The following is a 12,887-nucleotide window of genomic DNA, read 5'->3' on the forward strand; positions in this document are numbered from 1 at the left end:
ATTCTACACTTTAATGGACAACTCTATTCTTTACACTACTTTAAAAGACTTATTATGATTTCTTATGCTAAACATAAAACAAACAAGCCTAAAACAAAATTGTCCTAGGCTCATATTTTTTATATTTCAAACTCTTTACACTTATTTAAAACTTCATCATCTACATCAGCTTTTACATACGTTCCATTATCTCTATAATCCTCCTCTAAAACCTTAGCGTTTCTATGTAAAAATGCTACTGTTTGTTGAGCAGTATATGGAATTAAATATTCCACTGTTTTTAAAGTATATGGAAGTTCCTCAGATATTAATTTTAAAAGTTTATCTAAATTTATTCTTTCTCTTGCTGAAATTTCTAAAACTTTATATCTAGTTGAATATTTCTCTTTTATTTCATCTAAAATTTTTCTATCTACTAAATCAATCTTATTTAAAACTAACATTTTAGCCTTATCTAAAGCACCAAGTTCATCTAAAACTCCTTCAACAGATTCTATTTGTTCCTTAAAATGGCTAGATGATACATCAACTACATGACATAAAAGATCTGAAAAAATTACTTCTTCTAAAGTTGATTTAAAAGCCTCTACAAGTTCATGAGGAAGTTTATTAACAAATCCTACTGTATCTGTTAAAGTTATTTGCCTATTATCTAAAAGAGTTATTGCTCTAGTTGTAGTATCTAATGTTGCAAAAAGCATATCAGCCTCAAACACATTTTCTTTTCCTTGAACATCCTTTGATGATCCTATATCACATAAAGTATTTCTAAGAGTTGATTTTCCTGCATTAGTATACCCAACTAAAGATACCTGAGGTATATTTTGCTTTGTTCTCTTTTCCCTTTGAACTTCCCTTGTTTTTTTAATTTTTTTTAATTGTTGTTGAAGATCATAAATTGTTTCTCTTATATGACGTCTATCAGTTTCTAACTTTTTCTCTCCAGGACCTCTTGTACCTATTCCACCACCAGTTCTTGATAAAACAGTTCCAAGCCCCATAAGTCTTGATGATCTATATTTAAGCTGAGCAAGTTCAACCTGTATTTTAGATTCTCTTGTTTTTGCTCTCCTTGCAAATATCTCAAGAATTAAAGTAGTTCTATCTATAACTTTAACTCCAAGAGTAGCTTCTAAATTTCTAACTTGAGAACCTGAAAGTTCATCATCAAAAATTACAAGATTTGCTCTTAATTTTTGTCTAAGATTTGCAATCTCTAAAACTTTTCCTCTCCCTATATAAAAGGCTGGATCTATTTTACTTCTATTTTGAAAAACAGTATCTAAAACTGGTATGTCACACGCTTTTGTAAGTTCTTTTAATTCAACCAAACTCTCCTGCGTATCTGTTCCAACTAAAATAGCCTTTTCACTATTATCTTCAACTACATCACTTTGTTTTATTAAGCTTTCTATATGCTGAATTTTATCTAATATGTTTAAAGATAAACTTTGCTCTATTGATAAATTTGAATATTCTTCTGCAACTAAAGTATTATCTTGAACATAACAAAATCCTAAAGAAGCATCTGTTATATTACCATCCATAATTGCAACTGCCATTATAGAATCTAACTTAAGTTTTAAAAGTGCTGATAAATCTAGAGCTGAAAGATTTGCAATTCCATTTGGATGAGTATGAATTATTCTAATACCTGATAATTTTTTTTCATTTATATTTATTATTGGTATTTCAACACTATTAGAATCACCAATTGCAACACTTACAACTTTTCCTTTTCTATCTATTCCAACGCTTACTTCTTTTTCTATATTAGAAGAAATCCTACTTATTATATTTATTATATCCAAAGTGCATACAGTATACTTTGGAACTATCATATCATATATATTTTCTAATTCTTTTAAAATACTGTCTTTTATTCCATCAACATTTCCATATATCACGAAAAATCACCTCATATCTATACTATATTATTCTTGACAATTTTCATTTAATTTTATACTATAAATACAATATTGTAAACAAGAGTGATACTTTCCTAAGGAGGACAAAATGGAAGATAAAAACAGAAATATTTTGCTTACTGAAGAACAAATAAAATCTGAAATAAGCAAAATAGGTGAAATATTAACTAATGACTATAAAGATAAAAACCTTTATGTGCTTTCTTTATTAAGAGGAAGTTTTATATTTGCAGCTGACTTAGTTAGAGCAATAGATACTAAAACTCAAATAGGTTTTATGACTACATCTAGCTATGGTGCTTCTGAAGAAAGTTCTGGAACTATAAAAATAATAAATGATATACCAGATAATATAGAAGGTTTAGATGTACTTATAGTTGATGATATTATGGATACAGGTTACACAATGGAATTTATAGTAAACCACGTTAAAAAACTTGGTGCAAAATCCGTAAAAACTTGTACTCTTTTAGACAAGCCATCTAGAAGAAAGGTTGATTTAACTCCTGATTATTGTTGCTTCACAATTGAAGATTTATTTGTGGTTGGATATGGATTAAACTATGGTGATTATTATAGAAACGTTCCATACATATTTAACTGGGAAAAATAATTTTTAAAGTTTGGTTGTGCTAAATAAATATAAAACATTATAGATAGTTGTTTTATACGCAAATGGTACAACCTTCTTATTTATTACTTAAAACATCACTTCCTAAGATAGTCCTTGGAATTTCTCCAACTATTATAGTTTCAGATACTGGAACATTATTTACAACTTCTAAATCACGACTTTCAAATGGTAGTATTATTTGCATAGTGCTTTTTACATTCATGTAAATTTTAAGTCTTGTTTGATTTATTCCTGCTGATTCAAAAACGGATTCATATGATACTTCAACTCTCCCTATTGGTCTCATCTTTACTATTATATCTGGTCCTAAATAACTTAAAATTGAAACTTTACTCACATATCCTAGTGGTATTTTAAACCCCACTTTACCCATTTTCTCTAATTCATCTTGACCTTTTAAAGAAATTTTAGTAGCTAAAGTATTTAACCTTACAGTATCAGCCTTTACCATAACTATTTTATCATTGGAATCCTTCTCTACACTTACTAAATCAATATCCTTAAATTCTTCATCATATATTGTCTGTATATTTGTATTTATTATGTCTAGCGTTCTAGCCCTAAGTTCTGAATCAGCAACTGCAATAATAGCTGGGCTTAAATTTTTATTAATTGAATAAAAAATAAAAATAATTAAAGTACATATAATAATTATCAAAAATCTTATTTTTACCTTTTTTAAACTTTTTCTTTTTTTTATAGGAGTTCTGTTATACAACTTTCACCTCATATTTTAAAACTAAATTACTTTTGAGTTATGTAAAATTTTGTTTACTCATATAATTATTATGCTATAATAGAATATATTATTATATATGGTTATTTTTATATTTTTTGTTAAGAGCATTTATTGTATAACAAAACTTGGGAGGAATTATGTCTGAAAAAAATAGTACTTTTGTAAAAAAAGACTCAAAACTCAAGAAAATTTTTAAAAAAATTTTTTTAACGTTTCTAATTTTTATTGTTATTTTAATTACATCTGTTAGTGGCTACGCCTTTGCTGTTATTAAAAGTGCCCCTGACCTTGATGTAAATGCTATTTTAGAACCTAGCGAAACAACAACTCTATATGATGATAAAGGCAATTTTATTACTAATTATGTAACAACTAGTCAACGTTATGTTATTGATTCTTCTGAAATTCCTAAAAACCTAAAAAATGCTTATGTATCTATAGAAGATGAAAGATTCTACGAACACAAGGGAATTGATGTTAAAAGAATATTAGGTGCATTGATTAATAATTTAAAAACTAAATTACAAGGTAAATCAACATTTCACGGCGGTTCTACTTTAACTCAACAATTAATAAAAAATACACTTTTAACTGATGAAAGTACGATTACAAGAAAAATTAAAGAAGCTTACCTTGCTTTAGGTCTTGAAAGGGAACTAAGTAAAGATGAAATTTTAACTACTTACTTAAATACTATACCTTTAGGTGGCTCTGTATACGGTGTCCAAGCTGCCTCAATTAGATTCTTTAGTAAAGATGTATCAGATTTAAACCTTATAGAATGTGCTTATATTGCTGGTATTACTCAGGCTCCAACCACTTATGATGCTTTATCTTCTGCAAATCAAGAAAATCCTGAGCGCTATATTAAAAGAACTAAAACTGTTTTAGGCAAGATGCTAGAGCTTGGATATATAAAACAAGATGAATATACACAAGCAATATCTGATTTAGACAATGGATTGCTTAAATTTACTCCAAGTAGTGTTAATAGTGAGATGCAATATGAATGGTTTACTCGCCCTGCTATTAATCAAGTAAAAGAAACACTTATTGAAAAATTAAAATATACAGAAGAGGAGGCTAATCGTCTTATTACAGGCGGTGGTTTGAAAATATATACAACTATGGATACAGACCTTCAAAATAATGTACAAGAAATTTTAGATAATTCTTCAAACTATACTATAGCTTTTAAAGGTGGCGTTGAAACCGTAGATGAAAATGGTATACCTAAACTTCAAGCAGCTGCATCAATTATGGATTATAGAACTGGGGAAGTTAAAGCTTTAATCGGTGGACGTGGAAACCAACCTCAAATGTCTTTAAATAGAGCATATGATACTTTAAAATCAATAGGTTCTACTGCTAAGCCACTTACAGCTTATGCTCCTGCAATTGACCTTAAAATATTAGGAGCTAGCAGTATTATAAGTGATTCACCTTTAACATCTGATGAAATAAAAAAAGCTGGATATGAACGTGGCTTTCAACCTCAAAATGAAAGCAGAAGTTATAATGGTAATTTAACAGTTAGAGAAGCTCTTAGGATTTCTAGCAATCTAGTTGCTATAAAAACTATAACAAAAGTTGGATTAAATAATGCTATATCATATGGAGAAAAATTTGGTTTAATCTATGGTGAAAATTCTAGATTAAATGCCTCATCTGTTGCTCTAGGGCAATTTACAAACGACCCTAAAGACCCAGATGGAAGCAATGTATTTACTTTAGCTGCTGCCTATGGAGCTTTTGGAAATAATGGAGTTAAAACCGATCCTATTCTTTATACTAAAGTTTTAGATAGAAATGGTAATGTCTTAATAGATAATACTGCAAAAACAACTCAAGTTATATCTCCTGAAACTGCATATATTCTTTATGATATGTTAAAAGGACCGTTAACTTATTCTGCACAAGGTGCTAAGGTTGATAATATGCCTACTGCCGGAAAAACTGGAACTACAACTAGCAATAAAGATTATTGGTTCGCAGGTCTTACACCATATTATTCTGCAGCAGTTTGGATTGGTTATGCTAATAATGATATTAGTATGAATGGTGGTGCTGGAAAAGTTGCTGCTCCTCTTTGGGGCAAAATAATGAATGTAGCTCATGAAGGATTGTCTTACAAAGAAATAACTGGTCCAAATAGCACTGTATCAGTTAAAGTTTGCGATGAATCTGGATTACTTCCTACATCATCTTGTCTTCCAAATGTTCATAGTGAAGTATTTTCATCTGGAAATGAGCCTACAACCTACTGCACAGATGAGCATAATTAAAGTATTATAAAAAAATACTACACATTAAATTCTTATGTGTAGTATTTTTTATGTCTTATAAAATTCTCTCAAATGCAACACTTTTGGATATGGATAAACTCTCTTTATCTATAATTGTCTTATATATTTTAGGACATCCATTCTCTATCCATTTATTCATATATTTTGAATTTGCCTTATGAATATAATAAAAGTTTTCATCATATTCATCTGAAAATTCCAAAAATGTATTTAAGCTACTTTCACTTATATTTAAATATTCCTTAGGAAAATTATTTAAAAGGGGTAATAAAAATTTCATAGGGATATTGTATAGAGATTCTTTCTTTAAAAATTTACTTTCCATAAGGATTCTTTTTATTATTTTATTTTCCTTTAATTCTTCATCTATTTTAGCTTTAAATATTATATTTCCTTTTTTATCATTTTCTAAAAAAATATATATCATTATATTTTACTCCCCCTAATATTTTAAAACATATAGTCTTATACTCCTGATAATAATGCTTTATACATTCCCTCTCCACATAATCTTTTTATCAAATATAAACAACCAGATGTTATATCATCATTTCCATTAAACAATATTATTTTACCATTATCAACTATATTTTTATCACTTATTATAGATGATGATAAATATTCCTTTAATTTTTCTTCATATTTCTTTGGAAGTGATACCATAAGACCACTTAAAAGGTCTGTTAATATAAGTGGAATCACTCCTTCATTACAGGCTAAAATTATATCACATCTATCCACAATGTTATGTAAATTATTAAAAATTATTTCATCATTAAGAAAGTCCATATTGTTAGTAGATGGCATTATAAGAATCTGAAAATCTTGTTTAAAATCTTGTGTTAATATTTCTTTTACATTAAGGTTTACAATATCTAATTTATCTTTAAATTTCTCTTTAGTCCCAATTGTTGTTATTGAAAATATCTCTTTATTCAAAATTTTATTTATTTTATCAAATAAATTTATAACAGTTGTAACATTGCCTGTACTTACTCCATCATAAAGCATAATTCCAACTTTTCTAGTTTTTATAATACTTTTTGCTAAGTAATTTCTTTTTGATAATCTATAAATACTTTCAACCTTATTTTTACTTACAAATTTAAAACCTTCTTTTTCGATAAATTCTTTATATGTATCATCTTTTAAACTTTCTAATATATATTCTCCTCCAAATTCTTGAAAGAAATAGTCTAAAATTAAATCTAATGCCTCCTTACCGTATCCTTTTCCCCTAAATACATTTTCTATTCTTATATTTAATCTTGCAGTTTTAGTTGGAATATCATATCCATGAAATCCAACTTCTCCAATAGGAGTATTATCATGAGTATATACGAGGCAATAAAAATTTTTCCCATCTGTTGGATTAACACTTCTTTTATAAAAGGTTTCCCATTTATATCTTGGGAAATCTACAACTTTTCCCACATCAGCCATAGTATCTGTATCATTCCAAAGCCTTTGTGTGTAACTAAGTTCTATTAAATCAGGTTTTTTTATATATATTTTTTTACCATCTCTCCTATAAAATATGTCATTAATATTCATGTTATCACACCATTCTTTTAATTTAATTCTAAAGCTTACTTAGATATTATACCAAAAACATAAGATAGTAAAACATTTCAATCTTTAATTAATCACTTGAAAAACATATTATAATAATATAATATAATTAAATATACCTCTACACTTAATGCAAATTATTTTAAAGACTATTTAGTGTATTGTAGAACTACTATATACAAGGGGGATACCCATGCAAATCGGTGAAAAAATTAAAAGGCTAAGAGTAGAAAAACAGCTAACTCAAGAGGAATTAGCTAATAGATGTGAACTTTCAAAAGGATTTATATCTCAATTAGAAAATGACCTTACCTCTCCTTCTATAGCTACATTAATAGACATTTTGGATATTTTAGGAACAAATCTTAATGAATTTTTTAGCGAAGCTTCTAACGAAAAGATTGTATTCTCAAAAAATGATATGTTTGAAACTGAAAATGCAGAATTTAAATATAAACTTATGTGGCTAATTCCTAATGCACAAAAAAATCAAATGGAACCAATAATGATTAATATAGAGCCAGGAGGTCATTATATATTAGAAGAACCCCATGAAGGCGAAGAATTTGGTTATGTACTAAATGGAAGTATTTATCTTCACTTAGGTGATAAAAAAAGTAAAGTAAAAAAAGGTGAAAGTTTCTACTTTAAGCCAAAAGCTGACCACTATATATCCAATTGTGGTAAAGTAAATGCTAAAGTTATTTGGATAAGTACTCCACCTTCATTTTAATTTTTAGCGTATCAATTATTTTTTTGATACGCTTATTTTGCTTATTTCTATACAATATATGTATTATTAATTAAAAATTTCAAATTAAGTTTTAAGTTGTTTAAAAAAATTTAGATTGTTATAATTATATAAAAGGAGGGGTTTTTATTGATAAGAAAACGATTTTTAGTACAAGGAAAAGTTCAAGGAGTTGGCTTTAGGTTTTTTTGCCAAATGACTGCTAAATCATTAAATAATTTAACTGGTTTTGCTAAAAATTTAAATAATGGAGATGTTTTAATAGAAGTTCAAGGACCTTACGAAAAAATTATTGAATTTCGTTATTTAATATCTAAAGGAAATAAGTTTTGTAGCATATCTAACATATTTGAAGAAGAACTTACCCTAATACCTAAAGAGAAAAAATTTTTTATACAATAACACCTAACACATTTTATATATAAGTTTCTTTTAAATATTTTGTCTTTAACAAACTTCATTAATAGTTGATTTTAGATAAAAATTAAAAATATCTAAGATTAAAATTTTAAAAAATAATACTAATTATTAAAAGTTATCTAAAATCAACACTTATTTAAAATAGAATTAAATTTAATAATTGTAGCTATAAAATATTGATGTTATAATAGTCTACGAAATAAATAACTAAGATTGGAAGTGATAAAAGTTGAAGTTTAGGATAAAAATAATATCTACATTTTTTGCTTTAATTATCAGTATTTTTTTCATTTATCCTACATCACTAGCTTACGCTACAACTTTAAACAATTCAACTACGTCTAGTGACACTAGTAATACAACTATAGCGTCCTCAAATAACAATATGGAAACTACATCTGATAGTTCAAATTCAGCAGAACCTAGTATTATTGGTAAATCTGCTATTGTTATAAATTATAATACTGGTGAAATACTATACTCTAAAAATATGGACACAAAAGAATATCCTGCAAGTACTACTAAGATAATGACATCTATTTTATTTGCAGAAAATAAAAATCCTAATGATACAATTACATATACAAAATCTGCTTCAGAACAACCTGCAAACTCATTGCTTGTGAATTATAATTTGCTAAACGTTGGCGACACAATGCAAGCAGGGGAAGTTATGAAAGCTATGTTTTTAATATCAGCCAATGATTGCGCTTACATGGAAGCAGATTCAGTAGCTGGAAATAAAGATGCATTTGCAGATTTAATGAATGCAGAAGTAAAAAAACTAGGATTAAAAGGCACTCATTTTACCAATCCTAATGGATTATTTAATGTAGATAATTATTCAACTGCTTATGATATGTCTGTAATTGTTAGAAAAGCATTCTCAATTCCTTGGATTAGAGAAGCCATGGGTACTAAAGAAGCTACAATAACTGCTAGTACTGGTAAAAGTGTAGTCTTAACTAGCGATAATAAAAATTTAGGCATTGATGGATGTATAGGCGGAAAAACTGGATATTTGCCAGACCATGGACGTGATTTAGTTAATGTTTATGAAAGAAATGGTGAAACTCTTATAGGTGTAATTTACAATGATATCTGGGGTAAAAATGATACCGATGTATTTAATGATATGAAAAAGATAATAAATTATGCTTATAGTGAAAAGCAAACACTATATAAAGCTAAAGGCACTGTTGTTGATGGTAAAGTAACTTATAAACTTTTTGGATTCTTTGGACCTACAAAAACTATAAATGTTCCTTTCACACTTAATGAGGATGTTTATTATTATGCAATTCCAATTAATCAAAAAGATTTTACCATAAAAGCAGATACAAGTGATACTAATGCTTGGACTCTTGCAACTAATCCATCATCTGCAAAAATATTAGTTTCTGATGGAAGACAATATAAGGAAACATATGCCGCTACGGCTGATATAACATTGTGGCAGATAATAAATGCTAATCTTGTTATATATATAATTAGTGCTATAATAGCGATTATTATTATTCTTATAATATTAGCTCTTATAATTAGAACTATAAATAAATCAAGAAGAAAAAAAAGAAAAAATAAAAACAGAAAATAAAAAAACAAAAGTGATTAGATTCATCATCTAATCACTTTTTAATTATTAATTAAAAATACATCTTCATTAAATATTTTAAAGTTATTTTTTCTAAATTTTAATTTATAAAATCTAATTTCCAGTTATAATATCCTGTATTTTCATCTTTAACATATCTTAAATATGCAGAGAAACTTGTTCCTTTTCTACTTCTAAGATTTCTAAAGCCAACTCGTCCCTTCTCTAAAAGTATTTTTATCATCTCAAAAGATACTTGTTTTCCTAATGAATTTATAAATTTATCATTTTTCCAGATAGTAAACTTACAACCATTTCTCCAATTTACACAACCAAAATTTTTTTCATTTTCTATTATAGCATTTCCACATACGGGACATTTTCCAACAACCTTAGCTTCTTTAGGGGTATCTACCTTAAATTTATATAAAAGAGAGGTATCATTTTTTATTTTTTCAACTGAAGTCTTTGTAAAATCACATATTAATTTCAAAAAATCTTCTTTGTTAAACTTTCCTTTTTCTATATCAGCTAATGTCTTTTCTAAACGTCCAGTATATTCTAAATCCAAAAGCTCTTTTACAGGAAAAATCTCAACAATAGTTCTTCCAAGTTCTGTACATATTAAACTCTTTCCCTTTGCTTTTATATATCCTATATCATTTAATCTTTTTATAGTTTCCGCTCTTGTTGCAGGTGTTCCTATGCTAAAACCACTAAGTATTACCTTCATCATTTCTTCTGTGGCTTCTTGATTATCTACACCATCATCTACTTCTTCATCATCTATTTTACTTGATTTATTACCCTTGAAATTTTTTCCGCATGTTTCCATAACCCTTAAAAGAGTCTTTTCTGTATGATGCTTTGGCGGTTTTTTAGTAACTTTACTCACTTTTCCACCCGCACTATTTAAAACTTCATCTAAATTAACCAAAGGAAGTATTACATCTTTAGTTTCTATTTTTTCAACTTTTCTCCATCCTTCTATAAGTTTAACTCTCCCTTTTGCTCTAAATTCTCCCTTTATTTTATCATTAAAAACCTTAATAGTTATTTTAGTTTCTTCAAATTCTGCAACAGGCATAAATTGCATTATAAATCTATTTTTAACAGCTTGATAAATAATCTTTTCATCATCTGATAAATTGGTTGGCTTTATGTAAGTTGGTATTATAGCGCTATGACTTTCAACTTTAGAATTATCAAATACCCTCTTTGATTTTATAAACTTAATTTCTTCTTCGTAAGGAAGACCTATTTTTATTTTTTCTAAAACATTTTTAGCTCTATCTACTAAACTTTCCTCAAGAGCCATACTACCTGTTCTAGGATAAGTTATAAATTTTTTTTCATATAAGCTCTGTGCTACCTTTAATACCTTATCAGACGTCCATCCCTTATATTTACTTGTTATATATCCTTGCAGATTTGAAAGATTAAATAATGCCCCTGGATATTCTTTTTTCTTTTCTACTTCTTTATTTACAATTTTACCCGTATTTTCTTTAACTATATTTTTAATTTCTTCTAAATATTTTTTGTCCTCAAACTTTTCATTTTCCTCATAATAAATAGTTTCAAACTCACTATCATCTTTTGTTTTAAAGTTTTGAATATACTTATAATAACTTGTTTCTTTAAAGTTTTCTATTTCCTTATCTCTATCATAAATAATTTTTAAAGTTGGAAGTAATACTCTTCCTATGTTTATTATCTTATTTTCTTCAAAACCATAGCGTAAAGTAGCAACAGATGTTAAATTTATTCCTATAATCCAATCTGCTAATTGTCTTCCTATTCCAGCATCTTGAAGTGCCTTCATTTCACTGTTTAACTTTAAATTTTCCATACCCTTTTTTACTTCATTTTCAGTCCACTCATTAAGTAAAATTCTATAAATTGGTTTTTTAACATCTAGATAAATAAAAAGTTCATCTGAAATAACCTGCCCTTCTCTATCATAATCCGTAGCTGAAATTACCGATTCTACATCATTTCTTCCTATTAGAGATTTTATTATGTTTAGTTGCTTTAAAGCCCCTTTATCAACTTCACCTCTTTTCATAGAATCTTGTTTTACTTTATATTTAAATTCACTAGGAATAAAGGGAAACTTATCAACTTTCCACGACTTCATACTCTCATCATAATCTTTAGCATCTAAAAGTTGAAGAAGGTGACCAAAAGCCCAAGTTATTAAGTAATTTTCTCCTTCAAAATATCCATCTCTTCTTGTCTTTATTTTAAAAGAATCAGCTATATTTTTAGCAACTGATGGTTTTTCTGCAATTATAACTTTTTTCAATACCTCATCTCCTAAAAGAACAAACTCACAGTAGTAATTACTGCGAGTTTACGTTTTTTATATATTTAATTATAATACATTTTTTTAATTCTTAATACAAATTATTTTTTTATTTTATATTTCATTTAATATCCAAACAAAATAACTTAAAACACTTGCATACGTTAGCCAAAAAACATAAGGAACCATAAGCCATCCTGCAATTTTATCAACTTTAAAAAACTTTTTAGTTGTTATAAAAACTAATATTAATAAAATTACTGCTTCTATAAAAGCTATCCCATATAATCTAAAATTAAAAAATATAAATGACCATAAAAAATTAAAAATAAGTTGAATATAAAATAAAGTTAACGAACTATAAGTTTTTTTCCCAAGCTTACTTATTTGCAATATCCTATAAAATGCTATTGCCATTAATATATATAAAATAGTCCAAACTATCGGGAACACATACCCAGGTGGGAAAAAAAATAGCTTGTTTAAAGTTTTATAAATAGGTACATAAGGTTTTATAAACAATCCAACAATAAAACCTCCTCCAACTATTATAAGTAAACTTATAATTAAATCCCCTAAATTAAATTTTCTGTTAACCTTAAAAATATTCATAAATACACCTCCAAAACATTATA

Annotated in this window: 11 protein-coding genes; 5 read left to right on the forward strand and 6 right to left on the reverse strand. The window is 27.2% G+C overall.

All coding sequences use genetic code 11. The features are described 5' to 3' along the window. Nucleotides 1–119 precede the first annotated feature (119 nt). Nucleotides 120–1,907 (reverse strand): GTPase HflX, encoded by a 1,788-nt coding sequence (gene hflX / locus HH195_RS08035; protein ID WP_196370690.1) that lies wholly within the window; start codon nucleotides 1,905–1,907, stop codon nucleotides 120–122. A 109-nt stretch (nucleotides 1,908–2,016) separates the two neighbouring features. On the opposite strand from hflX, the gene hpt reads away from it, so the two are divergent. Next, a complete protein-coding gene (gene hpt, locus HH195_RS08040) occupies nucleotides 2,017–2,541 on the forward strand; it encodes a hypoxanthine phosphoribosyltransferase (RefSeq protein WP_058992194.1) in 525 nt (174 codons plus the stop codon). 76 nt (nucleotides 2,542–2,617) lie between these two features. Here hpt and yunB read toward each other — a convergent pair whose 3' ends face one another. After that, the gene (yunB, locus tag HH195_RS08045; protein WP_196370692.1) at nucleotides 2,618–3,280 is read right to left on the reverse strand and encodes a sporulation protein YunB; all 663 of its coding nucleotides are present in this window, start codon (nucleotides 3,278–3,280) and stop codon (nucleotides 2,618–2,620) included. A 158-nt stretch (nucleotides 3,281–3,438) separates the two neighbouring features. Between yunB and HH195_RS08050 the strand changes: the two genes are divergently transcribed. Then, nucleotides 3,439–5,586, forward strand: coding sequence for a transglycosylase domain-containing protein (locus HH195_RS08050; protein ID WP_196370694.1), 2,148 nt, complete (start codon nucleotides 3,439–3,441; stop codon nucleotides 5,584–5,586). Between the two features lie 55 nt (nucleotides 5,587–5,641). On the opposite strand, the gene HH195_RS08055 is transcribed toward HH195_RS08050, so the two are convergent. Both HH195_RS08055 and HH195_RS08060 read right to left on the reverse strand, forming a co-directional pair. Continuing rightward, nucleotides 5,642–6,034 (reverse strand): hypothetical protein, encoded by a 393-nt coding sequence (locus tag HH195_RS08055; RefSeq protein WP_058992200.1) that lies wholly within the window; start codon nucleotides 6,032–6,034, stop codon nucleotides 5,642–5,644. Between the two features lie 38 nt (nucleotides 6,035–6,072). Further along, nucleotides 6,073–7,161 (reverse strand): GNAT family N-acetyltransferase, encoded by a 1,089-nt coding sequence (locus tag HH195_RS08060; protein WP_196370696.1) that lies wholly within the window; start codon nucleotides 7,159–7,161, stop codon nucleotides 6,073–6,075. 211 nt (nucleotides 7,162–7,372) lie between these two features. Between HH195_RS08060 and HH195_RS08065 the strand changes: the two genes are divergently transcribed. From HH195_RS08065 to HH195_RS08075, 3 genes are all read left to right on the forward strand, one after another. After that, entirely contained in the window at nucleotides 7,373–7,912 is a 540-nt protein-coding gene (locus tag HH195_RS08065) for a helix-turn-helix domain-containing protein (protein ID WP_196370698.1), read from the forward strand. Nucleotides 7,913–8,059: 147 nt separating this feature from the next. Beyond that, a complete protein-coding gene (locus HH195_RS08070) occupies nucleotides 8,060–8,332 on the forward strand; it encodes an acylphosphatase (RefSeq protein WP_196370700.1) in 273 nt (90 codons plus the stop codon). A 247-nt stretch (nucleotides 8,333–8,579) separates the two neighbouring features. Then, nucleotides 8,580–9,947: a D-alanyl-D-alanine carboxypeptidase family protein gene (locus tag HH195_RS08075; protein WP_196370702.1), complete on the forward strand. Its 1,368-nt coding sequence runs from the start codon at nucleotides 8,580–8,582 to the stop codon at nucleotides 9,945–9,947. 97 nt (nucleotides 9,948–10,044) lie between these two features. Here HH195_RS08075 and HH195_RS08080 read toward each other — a convergent pair whose 3' ends face one another. Both HH195_RS08080 and HH195_RS08085 read right to left on the reverse strand, forming a co-directional pair. Beyond that, on the reverse strand, nucleotides 10,045–12,252 hold the full coding sequence (locus HH195_RS08080; RefSeq protein WP_196370703.1) for a type IA DNA topoisomerase: 2,208 nt from the start codon (nucleotides 12,250–12,252) through the stop codon (nucleotides 10,045–10,047). Nucleotides 12,253–12,366: 114 nt separating this feature from the next. Continuing rightward, complete coding sequence (locus tag HH195_RS08085; RefSeq protein ID WP_196370705.1) at nucleotides 12,367–12,864, reverse strand: TspO/MBR family protein; 498 nt, start codon at nucleotides 12,862–12,864, stop codon at nucleotides 12,367–12,369. Nucleotides 12,865–12,887 lie beyond the last annotated feature (23 nt).

The sequence above is a fragment of the Candidatus Sarcina troglodytae genome (assembly GCF_015708635.1).
Taxonomy (GTDB): Bacteria; Bacillota; Clostridia; order Clostridiales; family Clostridiaceae; genus Sarcina; species Sarcina ventriculi.